Source organism: Dictyobacter formicarum, assembly GCF_016587435.1.
The window spans coordinates 1-21,082 of sequence record NZ_BNJJ01000018.1 but is presented as its reverse complement, the minus strand read 5'-3'; the positions used below and the strand labels follow the sequence as shown (position 1 = coordinate 21,082).

Below are 21,082 nucleotides of genomic sequence, written 5' to 3'. Positions count from 1 at the left end.
GTCTCTTCTTTCACTTACACCTATTTCAGTTTTGAGGTGCGGCCTGTATTGATCGCCAGTGTCTTGCGCGCTACTGCATCGGCACGCTGACTCAGACGAATAGTGCCCCTGGCGTCGCGTTCAACGATATCGTTGAGCAGGCGCGTAATACGCTCATTATTGGTACGTTCGCTGATCTCTAGCGCCCGCCCCAGGAGTCGAGTGGCTTTTTCGCTATCACCAGCCGCCAAGGCTTCCTGTCCTTCTTTGATACTGCGAGACAATTCTTCCTGGTTCGTGTAGTGTGCGATATGTTCCTCAATCTGCGCTGCCTGCGCTGCATTGTCGGTCCACTGAACAAAGACCCAGCCACTACGCGCGCTTTTCTCTTCTAGCGCCTGCATTCCTCCCGCTTGAAAGCGCAGTGCGGGTCGCATCAGCATAAACTGCTGCCCAACTGGATAAGCAGGCATCTCTAGATTGATCAAGTAATCACGCTGGTCTCCGGCGGCAAACGAACCCAGCGAGGCCACAACCTGGCGTGGATTGCTCGCATCAGGCTCTAATCCCAGTTGCACAATAGATGGATATACCTGCTCTATGCGTGTGATGCGTACCCCATTGGGAGTCCAGAGCAAGAGTCGTGCATTGGAGATAGCCGTTTTGCGCATATCGCGGAACGTCTGCGTAAAGGCAGCTTCAACCTGCCCGGGCGTGGGTATAATATCCGCGCTGCCATGTGTGGCGTCAGCAATATGACGCAATTCGGCGGCATCCCAATCGGTCCCAACTCCCCACGCGCTGATACTGATATGTGCCTCTGCGCAGCGGGCCACAGCCTTGTTTAATTGTGTCCGCGTCTCTCCTTCATTCCTACCATCGGTTAAAAAGAGGATCTTGAGGGCTCGTGATTGTTCATGCTGGAGTTTGTCAGCAATCAGGTTGAGGGCGGCGCTCATGCGCGTTCCGTTGGCGGCCCGCACCCGTTGTAGAGCTGTGACAGCCTGCTTCTTATTCTCAGGGGTGGCCAGTGCTGGACCAAACAGGACATTCCCAGAATCATTAAAGGTGACGACCATAAATACCATACTCTCATCCAGAGCCTGGACAGTTTTTATCGCACCCTCGCGGGCCGCGCTCATCTTGGCACCATCCATTGATCCAGATCGATCCATGGCGATGGCCAACGCCTGGGGTGTTGGGCCAACCGCTAATTGCTCATCTACTTTTAGCGAGATCACCGCTTGCATCGAGGTCTGATTGACGCGCAGAAAGGGATTATGATAGGCATTGATGGTAAACATGGTTGTTTCATGCTTCTTTCTTTGAGATAAGTGGTGTTGCTGCATTTCTCATAATAAAAATGGGATTCAATATGCTTCAGGAATAAGCGTAGAATTTTATACCCAACGCCAGGGTGCTACTTCAAAACGACGTCGGACCACTGCTTCCCGCTGGTCGGGATGGAGCTCACGGCGTAGGTATTCGCTATAACTCTCCTCTGCCATCTGGCCCAGGGTACGTGGATCAGTCCTGGAGGCACCGGCAATACTGATATTTGAGGAGAGTCGTTTGCTTTTGGCCATCAACCAGGCCGCTCGATAGATGTCTCCACGCATCAGATAGTAGCGTGGATCCTCGGTACGTCCCCGTAGCCCTTGAATGGCTTCAGCTGCGCTCTGCACGTTTTGTGGGGTCAAAGGAACCATATGTTGCAGGTAGAGCTTGCATAGGAGCAATTGAGCTTCCACATACCTGGCTGCTGCTTCGTTCACTCCACGCAAAATTACCGCCGCTTCATTCCAGCGTTGAAGCTGAATTAACGCATCTGTAACCCCCAGGATCACTTCGGTATTTCCCGGGTCAGCTTTTAAGACACCCGTGTAGAGCTCAACCGCGCTAGCTGTATCGCCCATACACGCACAAACGCGGGCCAGCGACTGTTGCGGTGGTAGCTCACCTGGTAAATCTGCCATCAGTTCACGATATTGATTGGCTGCTTCTTGATATTTCCCTTGCGCCTCCAGGAGCCGCCCGGTGTACCAGGCCACCTTCCAATGTCCCGGAGATCGACGCTGTACCTGCGTGATTTCAGCCAATGCCAGTGCGTACTCTCCCTGGTCCATTGCTGTTTCAGCCAGCCGCAGGTGCGCATCCACACTGTTGGGATTGACCTTAACAGCCTGCTGGTAAAAGGTGCGCGCACTGCTGTAGCTACCGGCTCTTAAAGCCTGATCACCATAGTGCAACATATCAATGGCCTTATCGGTTTCGTCCAGGATGGCCTCGCCGCGTAATCCTAGCTTGCCCGTTGTCGTCAGGATACCCGCGACAAACATATGTGAACCAGTGGGCACCCCTGGTCGTCCGCTGACAATTTGCCGCAAGACTCCTGTCAGTTGATCCCGCAACTCTTCGGCGCTTTGAAAGCGCAGGGCGGCCCTGGCATTCGTCCCTTTGACCAATAGCCGGTAGAGACCAGGATAGTCGCGGAACACTTGGTAGTACTCAGAGGATGGCATGCCGAAGATAGGATTGGCCAGGTCCATGCGTGTTGCCAGGTAGGCCAGCGTTCGACAAATGGTGTAGAGATCGGTTGCTGATGAGGGCGTCTTGACCGCTTCGGGCGCATAAAAGCCATGCGTGCCGTAGACATCCTTTGGATGCGGCTCGTACTTGATGACCGTTCCCAGGTCTATCAGTTTCACTATCTTCGTTCCGTCTTTGAGTTGCTCCAACATCACGTTCTGGGGCTTAAAATCACAATAGACCAGCCCTAGTTTGGCGAGATATGAGAAGGCAGGTAAAATCCCGAGAATATAGCCGATGGCTTCTTCTATGCCGAGTGGTTCTCCGCGCTCCTCCAGCAGATCTTCCAGCGTTTTACCATGTACGTACTCCATCACGATATAGCCTTGCGTCCCGACGGTGACAAAGTCGTAGATCGAAACGATGTTGGCATGTTTGACGGCAGCCAGGAACTCACGTTCCTTGACGCTTTGTTCAACCAGGTCTGGATCATCTTCACTGAGCAGCGCTTTGATCACCACCTGGCGCTTTAAGACCTGGTCTTCAGCCAGGTAGACGGCTCCCATACCACCCGCGCCAATGGTTCGAGCCACTTTATATTTGGAATTGAGCAGGCTACCAATCTGCAAACCCGGGGTGATTGTGGTTGATCCTTCTACAGAAGGGCTGCTGTCGGGTCCGGTAGTGGCGCCTATGAAGTTGTAGCCACAGCGCCCACAGAACTTAACCCCAGAAGCTTTTCGGTTCCCGCAATTGGGACAGGTTTCTTCCCGGCTGACCGGTAGAGCTTGACCGGCAGCCGCCTGCGCCGGTGCGGATGTTGGCATCATTTCTTGCCCATCGACCACCATGCCGCACTGCTCACAGATATCATCGCCTGGTTGTAGTGGTTGATGACAATTGGGGCAGGTTATAGATGAGGGCTGATTGGAGTGGCTACCCATCTGGGACACGATGGGCGCCGCCACAAAGGAAGCAGGGACGAGCAGCGAAGAGAGGACAGCGCCACAATTTTCGCAAATATCATCATCGCCTCCTACAGGTTGATGACAATTGGGACAGGAAGACATGTATTTCCTCCATGAAAAAGAACATATTAAGCCCGATCACGGGCCATTTCGCATGCATCATTTGCAATATCGCTGGAATTTTTCTATCCACTGTCCACTATTATATGCCTGAAAACCTCAAAAAATACTCAAGAAATTGAATTTTGCGAAACTGCACAAGAGTATACTGTGCCACGCAGTGCTCATAGAGGCGGTACTCGTAGGGGTTCTGTCAGAACTCAGAATATGATGTGGCGTGGAAGCTCCTCACGGCGTATACTTTTGAGAAACAAACACCTGATGAGGAACGCCCCATGAATTGTCCCCATTGTACATCTTCCTCCGCAAAAGAACAGCGCAAGAAAACCATCCTCGGGTACAAGATATTTCGTTGCACAGCCTGCAAACACCTTTTTAATGAACGCACCGGCACTCCTTTCAACTTTCTCGAATATCCTACGGATATCGTTCTTCTTGTCGTTATCTGGCGATTGCGCTACAAACTGAGCCTCCGCGATGTAGCGGAGATGTTTTTGGAGCATGGGTGGTCTTTCACGCACGAGACGGTCAGGAATTGGGAAGCTCGATTCGCGCCACTGCTTGCGGACCACGTGCGTGTCAAACGACGAGGCCGGTCTGGAATCTCCTGGCACGTTGACGAGACCTATGTAAAGGTTCAGGGAACGTAGTGCTACTTGTATCGTGCCATTGATCAGAACGGCAATTTGGTTGACTCAATGCTCAGCCAGAAGCGAGATATGGACGCCGCCAAGCGTTTTTTCCAGCAAACCCTCCAGACGGTCAGTCATACTCCAGAGCGAGTGATCACGGATGGGCACCGTTCGTACCCACGTGCGATCCGCGAGGTCCTTGGCAAGGACGTTCTCCATCGATGGAACCATTATCTCAACAATCGACGAGAGCAAGACCACCGTGGCATGAAACAGCGCTACTCCTCCATGCATGGGTTTGGAAGCTTTCCATCGGCATCGCGCTTCTGTCGGGCCTTTGATGAAGTGCGTCAGTTTTTCCGGATTCGTACGACCATAAAACAACCTGTTTCCCTGCAACAGCGACGCGAGATGTTTCGCCAGCGATTGGTGGCTCTGCAGGCCCTGGTGCAGGTGGCCTAAGAGCCTGTTTTGGAAATAAACTGAAGCGTCTCTGGAAGCGGCTTCAGCCCATGTGATAGTAAGATAGGCGGGAGTGGGCTTATGCCTACATAGCTCCCTTATCTTGGCTCTCGCTCTGTGGTCATTGCCAAAAACGCTCTAACAGACAAAAAAGGTTGGGGCGAGAAGCGGCCAACGCATTTTGTTTGTTTCCTCTGTTCTCAGTTCTGACACATCCGATGCAGTGTAATGGCTTGTCGGAGTGCAGCCTCATAAGAAGCCACCTGATCGGTTTGGGTGTTTCTTCCTGTTCCTACACCAGTGGGACTAGGCTGTTCGTCGGCGTCCTTGGTACTCATACTTATTATAGAAGATGCGATTGCCACAAAAGATATTTCGTTGGCTAAATTCCTCTGGGGTGGTGGCCCGAAGCTTTTCTTGACCTCGTAGATGGTCTGATCCGAGTCCATGATACCAGGCGTGATCTAACGTGTAGTATGGATCACGTGCCCAGTCTGGGCACTCGAGTGAATACACATGGCAGAGGTAGTTGGCAGATGCAGCGCAAAAGACGGCCCAGCGAAATTGCTCGGGCGTTTTATTTGGAGGAAGGAATAGTGGATCGTGGAGTAACGCTTCACGATGCTCTTTAAATTCACCAAAGAATTGATGCATAAATTTGCCCAGGGGAATCCACGGATCTTCTCCTGCGCAGATCTGTTCAAATGAGCGTTGCAATGTCTGGAAGCGAGCACGATCTCGCTGCTCTATCTGTTGCTCGTGCACTATCATGTGTTCTTTCCTCCCTTTCTCTAAGTATACCACGTGAGAGGGAAGATTTATAGATTGGAAGTGATCCCTTTCATTTCAGGGATCACTTCTGCTCAATTAAGGGAACAACAGGTCAAGCTGGTCATCTACCTGCCAGAACACTTGAGCTTCTGGAAGTAGAAAACGATCAATGATCTGTTTGGCTTGGGCTCGATTTTTTATCTTGAGGTCCCTCATCAGCACTTGGATGTCATTCACATCCTTTGGTCGGCTTGCTGCAATTTTTGTCGCAAACATATATTCCTTGGTGGGAAGATAGCAGTATAGGATTCCTTGAAATGATTGCCAGAAGGTGACCTCTGGCAGAGGTGCGTCATCATAATAGTATGACGCTGCCTCATCATTGAGCCAGTCTTCTGCAAGTTCAGGATGACGTTGTGCGATGATTTGCACTGCTTGCTTAAACTCTGCTGAAAAGGGCACTGTCGTACGCGCCTGGGCTATTTCTGTCCGTTCAATTGTAACCTGGAATACTCGATTTCGTGGAATACGCGAAGGTTGCTGGATGATGGCAAAGTCGATATCTTCGGTAAACTGTCGCTTTTTTTGTATCAACATATACGCTCCTCCAGCGATTAATAGGTGAAATTGGGCCGAGGGAACCTGAAATTGTTGGAGGACTTCGGCCAGTTCATCTAAGTTTTTTTCAATTTGTTTGCTATTCATGTCTTGTTCCTCTTTCGTTATTAGAAATGAAACATAAGGAAAGGAGAATAAGACATGTTGAGCTTAGCTGATATACATCAGTAAGCTACAAGCATGTAATATATTTAACCTCCTTGCCTCATCATACGATAATTAGGTGTATTTTTATAGACAAAGGGCTTACACCTATAGCAGTTTGTCTAAGTCCGTTGCAGATATCTGCCAGAGTGGACTATGCTCCCAAACCAATGATTGGCTTGTTTGGTCCTGTGCAGGAAATCTGCCGAAGCTGGACCAGGCTTCCAAATTGCTTATCAGGCAATTTGATAGAATTTTTTGTCTATTTATTATGCCTGAGCAATTGGCGAAAGCAAGCAATATCGTCGAAGATGGAGGAATTAGCAAAAAAACAGGTGAAGGAGTATGGGACGTAAGAGCACCCTTTATTGAAGGATAGGTCGTGCTCCAGGTATCTCAAAAGACAGATGCAATGATACCGTCTGGAAAACGAGCAATCATTGCATCTATTTCTCATGTACTTCTGTCAAAAGTCACTTTGAACAAGCTTCTTTTTCTGAGCAATGAAGTCGAACAATTAACTATACCCGGACCGTTCCATGTAAGAACGGAGTTCTTTTTTGAGGACTTCTTTCCCTCCTGGTAGAGAGGCGCACCCTGAAGCGAGGCGGTGTCTCATATTATTCATTGGGTGTCTGTTGCTGTAATGCATGGCAGGTAGAACAGAGAGGAAAGAAACCAGAATAGTCAGGCCTGGGAGATTGTGCATTCAGCGCTTTCTCCTCTTCCTCTGGCCAGAGCGAGCGTCAGCTCATCTCAAATGCTTTCAGCAGGCTTCTATCCAGCTTCGGACGGAATCAACTCGCCTGAGATATTCCATTCGCGTGCGAGTTGATTCCGCTCAAGGCAAGATTGAGGTCAGTTGAGAGTATTTGATCTGTACAATCATCGGTGTGACCCTTACACTTGATAACACACTCGTTCCTGTTACCCCTCATTGAAGTGGAGAAATGTCAATCGCATAACAGATTTCTAAAACTGTCCAGTACCTGCTATACTGGATCTCCCGCACTTTGACACTGTTGGCGAACTCCCTTCCCCTCGCTAAATGAGAGGAAACCTGTTATGCTCGGACAAGAAGAGATCGTAAAGCAAGCTCTGAGCCAAAGAGGAGAAGGATATGTCACTCAAACCAGAACCTATTCATCCCGTACCTCAAGAAACAGCGCGCGTTGCCAAGGCAGCCTTCCCAAAAGGGAGCACCTTTATCCGCATGCGAGACGAACTCGGTATTCTCTACCAAGATGAAGCGTTCGCTGCCCTTTTTCCGCAAAACGGTCAACCCGCTCTGGCTCCTTGGAGACTAGCCTTGATTACCATTATGCAATTCGCTGAGGAACTATCTGATCGACAAGCGGCCGACGCAGTGCGCGCTCGCCTCGATTGGAAATACGCACTCAGCTTAGAATTAGAAGATAGTGGCTTTGACTTCTCGGTCCTGAGTGAGTTTCGCTCACGACTCCTTGCAGGCAATGCTGAATATCTCCTGTTTGACACGATGCTCGATCATTTCAAACAACGAGGTCTTGTCAAAGCCGGTGGGAGACAGCGCACAGATGCCACCCACATCTTAGCCAAAGTCCGTGCCTTACATCGCGTGATGTGTGTTGGTGAGACCTTTCGTGCCACCTTAAACAGCCTGGCTGTTGTTGCTCCCACCTGGCTTCAGTCGTTTGCTCCAGAAGAATGGCATATCCGCTATGACCATCGGATGGAGGAGCATCGCTTCCCACGGGACACAATCAAGCGCATCGCAGCGGCTCAAACGATAGGAGCTGATGGATACCAGTTGCTCAATGCAATTGACACCACTCCAGAGCTCCACTGGTTGTACCAGGTTCCGGCGGTGCAAACCTTGCGACGCGTGTGGCTCCAGCACTTTGAACTGGTCGATGGACATGTCCACTTTCGTTCCGATGACAATATTCCACCGCCGGCAACGATGATTTGCTCCCCCTATGATACTGAGGCGACATATGGTCGCAAACTCACGACCTGGTGGGTGGGATACAAAGTGCATCTGACGGAAAGCTGTGATGAGGACCAACCTCGGCTGATCACACATGTTGAAACGAGTCCTGCTGGGAAGGGAGATGTCGATGTGACGCCAGTGATCCATCAAGCCTTAAAAGACAAGCAATTACTGCCCAAAGAGCATTTGACCGACACGAACTATGCAGAGTCCAAACAATTCGTCGCCAGCCAGGTGGACTATGGAATTGATTTGATCGCTCCAACCAGAGCGGATAACAAGTGGCAAGGCCAGGCCAAACAGGGTTTTGCAGCCAGCAGTTTCCAGATCGATTGGCCTGCACAACAAGCCATCTGTCCAACTGGGCACCCAAGTTCAAGTTGGACGCCAGCCATTGATCGACGTGACAATGAGGTCATCAAAATCAAGTTTTCGACCAAGGATTGCCAAGCATGCCCTTGCCGTTCTCAATGTACCAGGACGGATCGACGAACGATTACCGTCAGGAAAGAGGAACATCACATGGCCTTAGAGAAGGCCAGAGCACGCGAAAAAACTTCTGAGTTCTGGAAGGTCTACGACCAACGAGCTGGGATCGAGGCGACGATGTCACAGGGAGTACGAGCGTTTGACATGCGCCGAAGTCGGTATGAAGGATTTTCTAAAACCCATCTCCAACATCTTGCCTGTGCCACAGCAATGAACATCGTGCGTGTGTTAGCCTGGTTGGAAGAACCGTCCGTTGCCAAGACACGAACCTCTCACTTTGCAGCCTTAGCTGCTTGAGTTTGAGAAGTTCGCCAACAGTGTCACTTTGTGTGATCAAGAATGTGATATAATAGAAGAAAATAGAGCTTCACCAGCATTGGCTCCTTCTTACTCAAAACAATGACATTTATACAACAGCTTCTTCCCGATCTTGTAGATTTCACCATTGAGCAAGTGATGCTAGAGGGCGATCAAGTGATCATCCTTGCTCAATCACAGACCGTACACGCTCTCTGTCCTGCGTGCGCTCATCCCTCCTCGCGCGTGCATAGCCGATATACACGCCGATTGGCTGATCTGCCGTGGGGTGGACAAAGCGTTCGGCTCGTCATACAGGTCCGCCGCTTCTTCTGCCAGCAGCAGACCTGTTCTCGTAAGACCTTTGCGGAAACCATTCCCACGCTTGCTAAACGCTATGGGCGGCGCACTATCCGCCTCAAAGAGGCGTTAGAGCAATTTGGCCTCGCTCTTGGGGGAGAGGCAACTGCACGGCTCACTGGTCGGTTGAAGATGTTCTGTAGCCCTGATACGCTCCTGCGTATGCTTCGTTGCCTTCCCGATAAGCCTGTTGAGCCACCTCGCGTGGTCAGTCTGGATGATTGGTCATGGCGCAAAGGGCATCGGTACGGGACGCTGATCTGTGACCTGGAACGGCATCGCCGACTCGATGTTCTCCCTGATCGGGATGTACATAAATACGTCAGAAACACTGTAGAGGAAGCTATAGGGTTCCCGTAGCCAATAAACAAACCCAACGTTGAGCGAAAAACACTCCTCAAGGTACGCACGCCTGCCCTTACCGCTCGCGTCGATCTTCTCAGGAAAACCAGATAGCCCTCGTTCGCGCAGAAAGCACCTGTCTGCCCTGTCAAAACGCATCCCTGCGTACAAAGCGGATGCAGTGACTGCAGTTGTGACAATTGGGCATCAACGCGCCACTGGTCTGCCTTTTTGGCCTAGGCTCTATAGGAATTCCTATCTATCTCTTTCTCCCTCTTGTGTCTTGTCTCCTTCCACCTTTGTTCTTCCTGTTCTCCTCCTCGGAAGGATCTCATCTCGCAGTATCTTTCTGCGAGTTATCATCGTAACAGATCTCTTCCCTCTTCCTCCTCGTGCTTCTCTCTATTCACATCCACCCACACACCCTGATGACCATCATCCACGCATGACCCCAGGGCACGCAATCTGGACGCTGGATCTTGCCACCTTGCACGTACACAGGCATACACACAATCACACGATGGCTATATGACACGACCCCAACACGACCCCAAACGGCACCACCATACCGGCAGGATCTCCGCAGCCATTCCTGCGGATTCCACCGTCGATTCCTCCAACAGACCACCTGCGGCACAGTCACAAGCATCTCTTCACCAGTCGCGATCGCGCTCCCTTGAGCATGCACCACTCATTGCGTCAACGCTCCTCACTCGCTGGTATCCTGTTCGCTCTATCGATCGCGCCCACAATTGCCTCATCATTGGCTACCCGGATGATCTTCCTGAAGACCTGTTCCGCATCGCCCTCATCCCACACAAAACACACTATGGGCTCGCCCCAGGCCTCTCGCTCTCATCCTGACACAAGAGGCCTGCCTCCCTCTTTTCATCCTTGAACACACGACAAAACACGCTGTGCCTTCTTTGGAAAGGGTGGCAGCGTGCTTTGCATCCACCACACGCACGTTCTACCAGAAACGCTGGTCACCCCTCGGCCAGCATGAGCGGCGCCGGCGCCGTTTCTTGCGCCGTTTCCCGTCGACGATCTCTGCTTCTCCTAAGAGCAACGCTTTGCGCATCTTGCGAGCGCGGCCCATATACACCCGAATCCTGGCATGGGGATAGCCCAACATGTCCGCCACCTCCTAGAGTGGTTGCCCTTCAACAGAGTACAGACGCACAATGTCAGCGAAAGGGGAAGGCAGGGCAGCCACATACCGGCGGAGTTCTTGCGCCTGCTGCTGTCGGATGGTATCGCGCTCCGGCTGCGCAAAACACGACTCCTTCCGCTCCGCCTCCCGCATCACTTCCTCCAACGACACCAACGCCACTTTGCGCTTGCGCACATAATTGCAGGCTGTATTATGCACAATGGTATACAGCCAGGCCGCGGGATTTTGAATCTGCACCACCGGCAGATTCAGATCCAGCGAGGCGTGCTCGGGATCGCTGTTCTTCACGTGCTGGAACTGCTGGCGCGGCGCCGCATAGGATTGGCCCTTGGTCAAATGCCGATACGCACGCAACAACGCCTGCTGCACCACATCCTCCGCCGCAGCCGAATCATCGTGCACAATCGGCGCGGCGATCCGGAGGAGCACACTGCGGTTCAAACGCGCAAAGAACTCCTCATACGCCTCCTGACTACCATCCATCTGAGGCGGTTGCATACACATCAGCCGCTCGGAGAACGCTTTGCGCGGCCGCCCCAGACTGGCCACTCAGGCTTCGAACTCCTGCGCCATCGTGGTGTTTATTAGCTCTTCCATGTCCTCTGCTTCTCCTTCCTTAGTGCTGCTTCTTGAGACGACCCTGCTTCTTTGAGCGGCGCATCAGCCGTGCACGCGTCCGGCTAGCGTGCCAGGCGTTCAACACGCGCACGAGCCGTTGACTCATCGTGCGGCAAAAAGCAAGCAACGTGAGCCCGTAGCACAGCACAACACACCCACCGACAATACCCACCACCTGGGCTTGCGGCGTCAGGCTCGCGAGCAGTTTCATCAGTGCTGTTAACACCATCTTGTTTGTCCTCCATTTCTGAGAAACTCACAACGATCTCATGAAGGACCAGTATGCAGAGGACAGATCATCCTCCCAAAAACATGGTCTTGACCCAGGAAAATGGGGAAGGTAAACTAGAACGAGTGAAGCCGACCCAGAAAGGGAAAAGATCATGCAGAAGGAACAACGAAGGTTTACGAGGGAATTCAAACAAGAAGCGGTCCAGCTCGTCAAGACCGGTGGAAAACCGATGGCCCAGATTGCTCGTGAGCTGGGGATCGCCGACAGCACGCTGTATGAGTGGTGTAAGCAGAGCTCTGAACACGGAGAGCAGGCCTTTCCTGGCAGTGGTCACCAGACGCCCCAAGAGGAAGAACTCCGTCGGCTCAAACGAGAACTGGAAGTGACGCGGCAGGAGCGTGATATATTAAAAAAAGCGCTGGGCGTCTTCTCGCGCAGCCAGCTCTGACCTTTCCCTTCATTGCAGAGCATGCAGAAGAGTATCCGATCACGCTGCTCTGCAAGACGTTGGAGGTCTCAGAGAGTGGCTATTATGCCTGGAAAAACCGCGAGCCCAGCCAGCATGGCCGAGAAGATGCCCGTTTATCCGCGCAGATCCAGCAGATTTTCCTGGAGCATCGCCAACTCTATGGGAGTCCACGGATTCATGCGGTGCTCAAGGAGCGGGGCATCGCCTGTTCCCGCAAACGCGTGGCACGGCTGATGCAGCAATTGGGCTTGTCGGCACAAACGAAGCCCTCGCGCAAGCCAACAACCACCAGCTAAGCTATGGTGGTCCCCTGTGTCTAGACAAAAACCGGGCCAGTTTAAGATAAAACTCAGCAATATTTGAAAGAGCTTACGTTTACGTTTTACGTGACGTTATGGCTGCCGATACACTTGTGCTGGCGTTTGATAGTCCAGTGACTGATGCAAACGCTGATGGTTGTAAAAGTCAAAGTACTGCTTGATTCCTTCCCTGACGTCTTTGACCGTACGATACTCCTTGAGATAAATGCCTTCATATTTGAGTGAACGCCACAGACGCTCGACAAAAATGTTATCCAGCGCTCTGCCTCGGCCATCCCAACTGATGCGAATCTGGGCTGCTTGCAAACGTTGGACAAATTCTGAGCTCGTAAATTGCACTCCCTGATCGCTGTTAAAAATCGTTGGCGTTGCTTGCATGAGCGCTCGATCCAAGGCATCGAGACAAAAGCTCGTATCCAAGGTGATCGAAAGTTCCCAAGCCAACACATAGCGACTCCACCAATCCAGGATCGCCACCAGGTAGACAAACCCGCGCGCCAAGCGGATATAGGTAATATCGGTGCTCCAAACTTGGTTCACCATGGTGATGGCCAGGTTCCGCAACAGATAAGGAAATCGCTGTTCTCTCATCCCAGCTTGACTCAGATGCGGTTTTGGATAGATCGTTTCGAGCCCCATGGTCTGCAGCAAACGGCGAACCCGTTTTCGTCCGACCTCGTAGCCTTGCAGATTGAGCCACTCCGTCATTTTTCGCGTGCCGTAGAAAGGCGTTCTCGTGTATTGTTCATCCAATAAACGCATCAAGAGAAGATCTTCTTCACTCACAGGCATGGGCCGATAGTAGTAACTGGCACGAGCCAGTCCAAGCAACTCGCACTGTCGCCCAATGCTCATCTGCGGATGGCTGGGATCAATCAACTGGCGTTTGTCCTCAACGGAGCTGCCCTGATTTTTTTTTGAGCCAGTCCAGTTCAACTTTTAACTGACCAATTTGCTGATACAAGGCCGCTGTAAGTTCCTCCTCACCTTTTTCCTGGCCAGGACTCCGTGAAGAAAAGAGCGATGGAAGTCCATCTAATACTACAGTGACACTTAATAAAGTCAAGCCGAGGATGCGAACGGTACCTCTTGCGTTTGTAAGATCGGAAGGATATGTACCCACCGTCCCTCCTGACACCAACGTCGATAGGCACCCACCACGGTTTGCCACGGTCCGAAGCGTTCTGGCAGAGCGCGCCATGGGCATCCAGTTCGCAGGACCAAAACAATCCCTTCCAGTATCAGGCGATAATCACCTGCAGGACGCCCCTTTGCTGGTTTCTCAGACTGCAGGAATGGACGAATCCGTTCCCATTGAGCGTCCGTGAGCTTGGGCAGGGCAGAGACAGCAAGCGCCTCTGAAGCTTCCGTTCGCATCAAGGGGGCTTGGCAAGCACGGCGCTGGATATGGCAGCGCTTCGCTCCTGCTTGATGCTCTCGCCGGAAGCGCGACCAGTGCAACCCTCGTTCTCGCTGTGCTTCTGGCTCCCGGAGGACCTGAACAACTCGACGCAGTTCCGCAACACTCATCTGGATGCATGCCTGCTCGGTTCCCCTTTTTTTTCCTGGGCATTGATCTGCGCTCGCAGCACTGCCAGTACGGCGTGTGCTAGCAACGCAAGGGTTACATGTCGATACCAGGCCCGATACCCTCTCACTTCATACTGATCGAGCCCAACTTCTCCTTTGGCTTGTTCATAGCCTTCTTCAATCCGCCATCGACTTCCAGCTATGCGGACCAGTTCGGCAAGTGGCGTGTTGGCTGGAGCGTAGACTCGGTAATACGCTCGTTCGCTTGGATCGGAAAGACTGCGCCGAAGGAGCACCCAGTGTTTTTTTTCGCTGGGGATGTCCGTCTCTTCTGGCAATTGCAACCAGGCCCATTCGTAGAGCCGTGGTCCTTTACCGCCTTCGCCTGCTGCGAGCATCACCCAGGATGCTTTCGGAAAGAGGGCTGCTAGCAGCCCCACCGGTTGAGGTTCTCCTCGGATCCAAACCAGATGTGTTTCGGGCACCGCAAGGACGTAGTTTTTCTGGTGTCCTTGCAGAAACAGGCGAAGCTCATCATAACCATAGATGGTATCTCCTGCCACCCAGTTGACCGGAAGGCCGGTGGCAAAAGCCCGCGCCAGCATCTGCTGGGCCAGTTCTCCTTTCGTGGCAAACCCTCTCTCCTCAGGAATCCCAGCCTCACGACACCGCACGCGGTCCGAGGTCCATTCTTCTGGCAGATACAGCTCACGATCAATGAACGCGTATCCTTTCTGACTCGCATAGAGGAGAAAGACGCCGCGATCTGGCTGTTCTCTCGCCGTCCGGCAGTCCCGCTGTATTGGCGCGCGACCCCAGCCGATCTCTTGCCTTTCTTCAGAAATCCGGTTTCATCCATGACGAGCAGTCCCTCAGTGTCCCCAGAGACTCCAGCACATAGGTACGTAACTCGTCACGCACGGCATCTTCATCCCAATCGGCTTCCCCCAACAAGCGCTGAACCCCACGCGGACCGCTTTCACCGAGATGTTCAGCCATTTGCCAGCCGTTTTTGCGAGGAATATCGGTCAACAAGCCTTCCAGGAAGCGATGCGCTCGTTGACGCACCTCAGCCCGTCGAAAGCGTGGCCCAATACGCGCTTGCAGTTTCGTCAGTTCTTCTTTGATCTGCTGCAACAGGTCTTCTTGCTGTTCTTTTGGCTCTTTATCTTGCTTGGTTGAGGTCATCTGCTTCACCCTCCTGAAGCAGTCTATCACTTTTTCTCAATTAAGTGTCACTGTAGTACTAAGGCTTGTTTTTTCCATTGGGCAATCTGAGTTGGATGCACGCCATACTCCGCGGCGATTTCATTCGCGGTCTTGTTGCCGCGAATGGCTTCTAGGGCAATCTTTGCCTTCAGATCTGAGCTGTATCGTTTGCGTGATCCTGCCATGTTTTTGCTCCTTTTCTTCTCTTTCCGATACAGCTATTTTATCTTATTGACCTGTCCAGGATTCCGGTACCATTATACTGCAATCACTCTGTTGCCTCGGCACAAAATTCAATGCGTAGTCTTGCCGAACATATACGACCCGTCCAAAAGAAAGCACATGTCCTTCTTCAATAGCAAAAGCACGTTTTCTTCCCAACATTGTTACCTTTTCAAAAACCTCTTGTTAGAGAGTGACTGTTATTTTTGACTAGTAAAATTTGATAGGCTTCTCTGTATGCTTGTGTTATTGGTGCTCCAGACTCTTCCATGTGCGTTCTACATGGGATACATGCAGCATTAAAAGGAGGGTGATTCTGTATCCAGTCTAGGGCTTCTTTGACGTCTATAATGGAAGGGTTTGACACCCGAACTTGATACCTTATCGTCTTTTGTTTGATGTTTTTCCGGCAAGACAGTGAGCTACCAACCAGTAAACATTCGATCTGCAACACATACCAATGCACCACCAGTATTCAATGGAAACCATTAGCCTTGTTTGTCACCAAATTCAATACAATTTGGACAGATAAGCATCTCAAACTCTGTGCCATCTTGGCGAACCAAGATGAGTGTCGAAAGTTGCCTTCTATCTTCTGTCTGTCCACAACAATCGCATGCATCTTCCATAGAATTTCCGTTCCTCTATTTTCATGTTACTTTATCCAGAAGTTTGTCACGTCTTTTGTCAACAATAAATCCTATTACTGGTTGCTTACATGATTCATCGGTATGTATCGATCATCAGAACTTTATCTATGCTGATCAAACCACTTCTCCATGTTTTCTATCACTTCGGCACAAACCTCTTGAAATAGTCCTGTGATCTTGGATTCCGACACATCATGTTTTTTAGGATTACCAATAAGAAAATCAACACGTCTTTGTGCTTCAATATTCATGAGAGCCTTAGCTTCAGGGTCTCGCCCACTTGCATCCCACCAGATTTGACAAATAGAATCAAGTGCGCATGTTTGAACAGCTAAGTGGTCATGATCTAGATATTGCTTCAAAATGCTGATGTCAGTTATTCTCTTCGACCAACCTAACATGCCGAGGGCATACATCAAACCATTTAATGATAGAAAAGAAAGCTGCCTGATTACCACATCCCAGTCAATATATTCGCTAATATCATTCCAACTTACGGCCGTCTTAAGGGCGGAAAAGATCGTTTCTTTTACTCTCTCATCTCTTTCGTCTAGAGAAGCAAGCAACATGAAAGAAGCCGCCTGCCCTACATCAGCTTTCTTAAATCCTCCCTTCTCAAAAAGCCAATCCAGGTCATCGATCCGTGACTCTTTCTCTCTAGGATTGAGTGTTGCAAGTGCTCGTTTGGTTTCTTCAATGATATCCATGATAGAATCTCTTCCTAACACCTACAGCGTACGATAGGGTTTAACGGCTCCACTTGTTAAAAACATAAGTTTATCTGTGCCGAATAGCTCCTTAGCTAGCGATTGGACTTGACCCGTTTTTGTAGAGTGCCCAAAGGTGAGAGTTGGGCAAGAGGAACGACGTAAAAACGTAGATGAAACGCATAGAAATAGGTGGTAAAGAGAAAGATATGACGTATACGTAACGTCAATATTTCTTCTTTAAAGAGAAAGATAGCATATATATCTCTCTTTGTCAATTTACTCGCTTTTCTCTCGTTCCCCTCCTTCTTCAAAAGTAAGTGGACTGACGTAGCCTAATGCTGAATGAAGCTGTTTCCTATTGTAAAATTCTTCTATGTAGAGAAAAAGGTCTTGCCGAGCCTCAATGCGCGTGGTATAGGACTGACGATCGGCACATTCGGCTTTGAGCGTGGCAAAAAAGGATTCGGCCAGCGCATTATCGTAACAATCGCCTTTGCGACTCATACTGGCCACGATTCCATGCCGCTGCAACTGGGATTGATAGCAGAGACTGGCATATTGCGATCCGCGATCGGAATGATGAATGAGGCCAGGAGCGGGCTTGCGCCAGGTCACAGCCATCTGCAGAGCAGCCAGGACCAATTCTTCCGTGCGCTCATGGCTCATGGACCAGCCTACAACGCGGCGCGAATACACATCAAGCACCGTGGCAAGATACAACCATCCTTCTCGTGTGCCGACGTACGTAAAATCACTGACCCAGACGCGATCTGGCGTCTCAGCGGTAAAATTTCTGTTGAGAAGATTGGCCGCAATGGGAAACGAATGCTCGCTGTTCGTTGTTTGTACGCGGGATCGCCGTCGCCTGGCGCTGATTCCATGCAGACGCATCAAGCGAGCCACACGCTTTCTTCCACACTGCATGCCTTGGTCTCGTAAAGCAACGTGAATGCGTGGACTTCCATAGACGGATCGATGCTCATGAAAAATCTGTTCAATCTCGTGCAGCAGCAGCTCATTGGCCTTGGCTCGCTGACATGTTTCACGTTTGAGCCAGGCATAATAGCCGCTTTCCGAGACCGAAAAGGCCGCACACATCCGTTTGACCGGATAGTCCTGGTGATGCTCAAATATGCATTGGTACTTCATCATGGCTGTTGCGCGAAGATATGCACCGTTTTTTTTAGAATGTCGCGCTCTTGACGCAGGATTTCATTCTCGCGTTCGAGACGACGCAGTTTTTCTTCCAGCTCTGTTTGATGTCCTTTTCCCGGAAAAGCTTGATTTCCGTGGTGAGCAATACTTTTTCTCCAACTGTGCAGTGCACTATCTGAAACCCCGAGATCGCGTGCCAGTTGGGCAATACTTTTCCCGCTGGTTTCCATCAGTTGAACCGCTTCTTGTTTGAACTCTGTGGTGTACACACGCTGCTTTTTGGCCATTGGACCCTCCTGAGTCGAAGTCTATCACACTTTTCTTCCTCGACTCTACAAAAACGGGGGAAGTCCATTCAAGCATGGGTCATTTTTTTCAGCATGCTCTTGTTCCGTTTGGCTTTCGCCGCCGGGTAAGCTGGTGGCTCAAGAACATCTCCCTAGTTCCTCCTGTCTGTAACAGGAATATCTCAAAGCGCCTCACGGCGCACACCGGACGTACAAGTTTCCAAGTATCCGGCTCTCCAGTTGTTCCCAGAGAACTGGTCGTTTACTTTCGGCTTCCGCTTTTTGCCTTTCGCATACGTTGGCCTCTTGCTCACGTGAACAACTTACTTGCCTTTGCCATGTGATCGGCGTTACCGTCTCGGACTACTATGCAAGTTCCGTACCCCTATCGGGTCTCTCCGACGTAGGGCATCTCCGTTTTGCTTCTTTTGAGACAGTCAGATGGTTTAGGTGCCCGTTCGTTCCTTTTACGTCCTTTCTGGGACGTCGGGAGAAAAGGGAGAGTATCTCGTACCGCTTCCCATTACGAGGTGGTATTGTCAACTTATTTGTTAGGAATGCCGATTATTGTTGAGTTATAAAGAAGAGAGAGACTGAAGACAGTGAAATGCGAGGGAGGGTTAACTAGTATGCGATGAGTTTTCCTACGGTGATCTCGTTCCACACCAGAAAGCGAGCCTGTAAAATAGCACGGTATTCCTCGGCCCTCAAACGGTGACAACGGGGTTGGAAATGCCCTGAAATGGGGCGCGATCAGCAGAGAGAAAACGTTGGGCATGTTTGGCAGACGTGAATCGCCGCATCTTCTTTTCACGCAGTCGCGTAGGTTGGTGCGAATTTTCCGCACGATTGTTCACCCCTTTGTGCTGACGATGCTCCACGCCAGGCAAGGTTTCGCGTTTCGCCGTCCCATAACTCTTCAGCTTATCGGTAATGATCACGCGTGGAACGTATTGTAACCCTTTGAGAAGCGCGGCGCGAAAAATCGTTTCGCGGCCTTCTTGTTGCGTCGGCTTTGCACCAGGATGTCGAGCACGTTGCCATCCTGATCTACAGCCCTCCAGAGAGAGTGCGTTTTCCCGTTCATCTTCAGATAGACTTCATCCAGGTGCCAGATGTCGCCACAACGAGGGCGGCGACAACGTAACTCATTGGCAGAGGTCTGCCCAAACTTCAAGCACCACTGCCACGCGGTTTCATAGGTCACGACGATCCCTCGCTGTGCCAGCAGTTCTTCGACATCACGAAAACTGAGCGAAAAGCGAAAATACAGCCAGATGGCGTGGCTCATGATTTACGGAGGGTCACGAAAGCCTTTCTATGGGGGGGCAACGATGGTTGTTTTCATGCGGTTATTTTAGCACCATGTTTCGCCACACCGTCAAGTTGACAATACCGTTCTGGTCAAGGGTGATTTCCGGCCTTCTGCCAGGGAGTGCTCTTTTCGGCATACGGTATCTGCTTTCCCTCAAGCCTCTGCATAGATCGAAATCTTTCTTCAATGGCTCCTTTAGTCTATCTAAAAATGGTCCTTTTGACAAGTCCTTTATCAGTGTATACTTCTGATGTCAGTTAAGGAACGCTTGTCGTCGGGAGAGATGCTGGCTGCATTGCTTGCCGAACCGGCACACGCACGTGTGACGACACCATCAATCATGCTGGATCACCTGACTTGATGTGTGTGGCCACACGACCCAAACCCTAACCTTACGCTTCTTAATGGAGGATTTTCCTATGAGAGTTTTTGTTACCGGCGCGACCGGTGTTATCGGCTCCGCCGTCGTCCCCGAACTGATCAAGGCGGGCCATCAGGTCCTCGGCCTGGCGCGCTCAGAGGCAGCCGCTGCCTCGCTTGCTGCCGCCGGCGCACAGGTGCATCGTGGTTCCCTTGATGATCTTGACAGCCTGCGCAGCGCAGCGGCTGCCTCTGACGGCGTCATCCACCTCGCGTTTGTCCACGACTTCGTCGCGGACCACGAGGGGATCTTCTCGGACTACGAGGGCGCTGTGCGCAGGGATCTGCACGCCGTCCAGACAATCGGAGCAGCGCTCGAAGGCTCCGGCAAGCCGTTCGTGGTCACCTCGGGAACAGTGATGCTCACATTCTTTCTCCCGCCGGGGCGTCTCGGGACGGAAAAGGACGTGGCCGACGCCGGGTCGGTCGCGCCCCGGCTCGCATCGGAGAACGTGGCGCTCGCTCTCTCCCAGCGCGGCGTGCGCTCATCGATCGTGCGACTGTCTCCCTCGGTTCACGACAAAAGAAGAGGTGGCTTCACGGAGATCCTGATCGCTATCGCCCGTGAGAAGGGCGTCTCCGGCTACGTCGGCGATGGTTCTAACCGCTGGCCCACTGTGCACCGGCTCGATGCCGCTCGCCTGTTCCGTCTGGCGCTGGAGAAGGCCCCAGCGGGATCGGTGCTGCACGGAGTCGGGGAAGAGGGCGTGCCGACCCGCACCATCGCCGAGGTGATCGGTCGGCATCTCGATCTCCCGGTGGTCTCCATCTCTCCAGAGGACGCGGGCAAGCACTTTCGCTGGCTCGGACCCTTCTCCTCAATAGACAACCCGACGTCGAGCGCGCTGACCCGCGAGCTGCTGGGGTGGCAGCCAGTACACCCCACGCTGATCCAGGATCTCGAAGATGGACACTTCTTCTAGAAGAGGAAGAGGATCTATTGGACTGCTAAGAAGATGACTCGCATACCGATGGTGTTTGAGAGAAGATGTCCTTTGAAAGAAACGTTGAGCTTTCTCGCATGTGCTCTCACATCGAGATAAAGATAACCAAGGAGACGAAGAATGAAGACAAGCCACAATGTAGGG

The 21,082-nt window shown here is 51.5% G+C and carries 16 protein-coding genes and 5 pseudogenes; 7 read left to right on the top strand and 14 right to left on the bottom strand.

Annotated elements, in window-relative coordinates; all coding sequences use genetic code 11:
* Positions 1-20 precede the first annotated feature (20 nt).
* Together JMI88_RS27290 and JMI88_RS27285 are read right to left on the bottom strand one after the other, a co-directional pair.
* Positions 21-1,283, bottom strand: a complete 1,263-nt coding sequence (locus JMI88_RS27290; RefSeq protein WP_201365126.1) for a vWA domain-containing protein — start codon at positions 1,281-1,283, stop codon at positions 21-23.
* Between the two features lie 96 nt (positions 1,284-1,379).
* Positions 1,380-3,578 carry a protein kinase domain-containing protein gene (locus JMI88_RS27285; protein WP_201365125.1) on the bottom strand — a complete coding sequence of 733 codons (2,199 nt, stop codon included), beginning with the start codon at positions 3,576-3,578 and terminating at the stop codon, positions 1,380-1,382.
* Between the two features lie 293 nt (positions 3,579-3,871).
* On the opposite strand from JMI88_RS27285, the pseudogene JMI88_RS27280 reads away from it, so the two are divergent.
* Positions 3,872-4,690: pseudogene (locus JMI88_RS27280) on the top strand (IS6 family transposase).
* A 306-nt stretch (positions 4,691-4,996) separates the two neighbouring features.
* Here the strand turns inward: JMI88_RS27280 and JMI88_RS27275 are convergent.
* Positions 4,997-5,461: a hypothetical protein gene (locus JMI88_RS27275; RefSeq protein WP_201365124.1), complete on the bottom strand. Its 465-nt coding sequence runs from the start codon at positions 5,459-5,461 to the stop codon at positions 4,997-4,999.
* A 96-nt stretch (positions 5,462-5,557) separates the two neighbouring features.
* Positions 5,558-6,166 carry a hypothetical protein gene (locus JMI88_RS27270; RefSeq protein ID WP_201365123.1) on the bottom strand — a complete coding sequence of 203 codons (609 nt, stop codon included), beginning with the start codon at positions 6,164-6,166 and terminating at the stop codon, positions 5,558-5,560.
* Positions 6,167-7,343: 1,177 nt separating this feature from the next.
* Between JMI88_RS27270 and JMI88_RS27265 the strand changes: the two genes are divergently transcribed.
* The 3 genes from JMI88_RS27265 to JMI88_RS27255 all read left to right on the top strand — a co-directional run bounded on the left by JMI88_RS27265 (position 7,344) and on the right by JMI88_RS27255 (position 10,547).
* Positions 7,344-8,981, top strand: a complete 1,638-nt coding sequence (locus JMI88_RS27265) for an IS1182 family transposase (protein WP_201365122.1) — start codon at positions 7,344-7,346, stop codon at positions 8,979-8,981.
* A 102-nt stretch (positions 8,982-9,083) separates the two neighbouring features.
* Positions 9,084-9,701, top strand: coding sequence for a transposase family protein (locus JMI88_RS27260; RefSeq protein WP_201365121.1), 618 nt, complete (start codon positions 9,084-9,086; stop codon positions 9,699-9,701).
* Between the two features lie 510 nt (positions 9,702-10,211).
* The gene (locus tag JMI88_RS27255) at positions 10,212-10,547 is read left to right on the top strand and encodes a hypothetical protein (protein ID WP_201365120.1); all 336 of its coding nucleotides are present in this window, start codon (positions 10,212-10,214) and stop codon (positions 10,545-10,547) included.
* 106 nt (positions 10,548-10,653) lie between these two features.
* On the opposite strand, the gene JMI88_RS27250 is transcribed toward JMI88_RS27255, so the two are convergent.
* The 3 genes from JMI88_RS27250 to JMI88_RS27240 all read right to left on the bottom strand — a co-directional run bounded on the left by JMI88_RS27250 (position 10,654) and on the right by JMI88_RS27240 (position 11,704).
* Entirely contained in the window at positions 10,654-10,818 is a 165-nt protein-coding gene (locus JMI88_RS27250) for a hypothetical protein (protein WP_201365119.1), read from the bottom strand.
* Positions 10,819-10,830: 12 nt separating this feature from the next.
* Positions 10,831-11,406: an RNA polymerase sigma factor gene (locus JMI88_RS27245; protein WP_201365118.1), complete on the bottom strand. Its 576-nt coding sequence runs from the start codon at positions 11,404-11,406 to the stop codon at positions 10,831-10,833.
* 67 nt (positions 11,407-11,473) lie between these two features.
* Complete coding sequence (locus tag JMI88_RS27240; RefSeq protein ID WP_201365117.1) at positions 11,474-11,704, bottom strand: hypothetical protein; 231 nt, start codon at positions 11,702-11,704, stop codon at positions 11,474-11,476.
* A gap of 154 nt (positions 11,705-11,858) precedes the next feature.
* Between JMI88_RS27240 and JMI88_RS27235 the strand changes: the two genes are divergently transcribed.
* Together JMI88_RS27235 and JMI88_RS27230 are read left to right on the top strand one after the other, a co-directional pair.
* Positions 11,859-12,155: a transposase gene (locus JMI88_RS27235; protein ID WP_201365116.1), complete on the top strand. Its 297-nt coding sequence runs from the start codon at positions 11,859-11,861 to the stop codon at positions 12,153-12,155.
* 59 nt (positions 12,156-12,214) lie between these two features.
* A complete protein-coding gene (locus JMI88_RS27230; RefSeq protein ID WP_201365115.1) occupies positions 12,215-12,472 on the top strand; it encodes an IS3 family transposase in 258 nt (85 codons plus the stop codon).
* Between the two features lie 96 nt (positions 12,473-12,568).
* On the opposite strand, the pseudogene JMI88_RS27225 reads toward JMI88_RS27230, so the two are convergent.
* The 7 genes and pseudogenes from JMI88_RS27225 to JMI88_RS27195 all read right to left on the bottom strand — a co-directional run.
* Positions 12,569-13,538 (bottom strand): annotated as a pseudogene (locus JMI88_RS27225) (IS3 family transposase); the annotation flags it as partial.
* Positions 13,539-13,558: 20 nt separating this feature from the next.
* Entirely contained in the window at positions 13,559-14,026 is a 468-nt protein-coding gene (locus tag JMI88_RS27220) for a transposase (RefSeq protein WP_201365113.1), read from the bottom strand.
* A pseudogene (locus tag JMI88_RS27215) lies at positions 14,023-15,214 on the bottom strand (IS701 family transposase). Before JMI88_RS27215 ends, JMI88_RS27220 begins: the two are co-directional and overlap by 4 nt.
* A 59-nt stretch (positions 15,215-15,273) precedes the next feature.
* Positions 15,274-15,420: pseudogene (locus JMI88_RS27210) on the bottom strand (transposase); the annotation flags it as partial.
* A gap of 788 nt (positions 15,421-16,208) precedes the next feature.
* Complete coding sequence (locus JMI88_RS27205; protein ID WP_201365111.1) at positions 16,209-16,814, bottom strand: hypothetical protein; 606 nt, start codon at positions 16,812-16,814, stop codon at positions 16,209-16,211.
* A 279-nt stretch (positions 16,815-17,093) separates the two neighbouring features.
* Positions 17,094-18,259, bottom strand: a protein-coding gene (locus JMI88_RS27200) for an IS3 family transposase (RefSeq protein ID WP_201365110.1) whose coding sequence is annotated in 2 segments (ribosomal slippage) — positions 17,094-17,992 and positions 17,992-18,259 — 1,167 coding nt in all. Because the reading frame shifts where the segments join, the coding sequence is not laid out codon by codon here.
* A gap of 624 nt (positions 18,260-18,883) precedes the next feature.
* Positions 18,884-19,550 (bottom strand): annotated as a pseudogene (locus tag JMI88_RS27195) (IS6 family transposase).
* A gap of 443 nt (positions 19,551-19,993) precedes the next feature.
* Here JMI88_RS27195 and JMI88_RS27190 point away from each other — a divergent pair.
* Positions 19,994-20,917 (top strand): SDR family oxidoreductase, encoded by a 924-nt coding sequence (locus JMI88_RS27190; protein WP_201365109.1) that lies wholly within the window; start codon positions 19,994-19,996, stop codon positions 20,915-20,917.
* Positions 20,918-21,082: the final 165 nt, after the last annotated feature.

Bases quoted from the DNA above. Each gene is read 5' to 3' on its own strand.
- JMI88_RS27235 (WP_201365116.1), top strand. From the start codon at position 11,859: ATGCAGAAGGAACAACGAAGGTTTACGAGGGAATTCAAACAAGAAGCG.
- JMI88_RS27260 (WP_201365121.1), top strand. From the start codon at position 9,084: ATGACATTTATACAACAGCTTCTTCCCGATCTTGTAGATTTCACCATT.
- JMI88_RS27250 (WP_201365119.1), bottom strand. From the start codon at position 10,818: ATGTTGGGCTATCCCCATGCCAGGATTCGGGTGTATATGGGCCGCGCT.
- JMI88_RS27265 (WP_201365122.1), top strand. From the start codon at position 7,344: ATGTCACTCAAACCAGAACCTATTCATCCCGTACCTCAAGAAACAGCG.
- JMI88_RS27205 (WP_201365111.1), bottom strand. From the start codon at position 16,814: ATGGATATCATTGAAGAAACCAAACGAGCACTTGCAACACTCAATCCT.
- JMI88_RS27290 (WP_201365126.1), bottom strand. From the start codon at position 1,283: ATGTTTACCATCAATGCCTATCATAATCCCTTTCTGCGCGTCAATCAG.
- JMI88_RS27240 (WP_201365117.1), bottom strand. From the start codon at position 11,704: ATGGTGTTAACAGCACTGATGAAACTGCTCGCGAGCCTGACGCCGCAA.
- JMI88_RS27255 (WP_201365120.1), top strand. From the start codon at position 10,212: ATGACACGACCCCAACACGACCCCAAACGGCACCACCATACCGGCAGG.
- JMI88_RS27285 (WP_201365125.1), bottom strand. From the start codon at position 3,578: ATGTCTTCCTGTCCCAATTGTCATCAACCTGTAGGAGGCGATGATGAT.
- JMI88_RS27220 (WP_201365113.1), bottom strand. From the start codon at position 14,026: ATGAGTGTTGCGGAACTGCGTCGAGTTGTTCAGGTCCTCCGGGAGCCA.
- JMI88_RS27270 (WP_201365123.1), bottom strand. From the start codon at position 6,166: ATGAATAGCAAACAAATTGAAAAAAACTTAGATGAACTGGCCGAAGTC.
- JMI88_RS27275 (WP_201365124.1), bottom strand. From the start codon at position 5,461: ATGATAGTGCACGAGCAACAGATAGAGCAGCGAGATCGTGCTCGCTTC.
- JMI88_RS27190 (WP_201365109.1), top strand. From the start codon at position 19,994: ATGAGAGTTTTTGTTACCGGCGCGACCGGTGTTATCGGCTCCGCCGTC.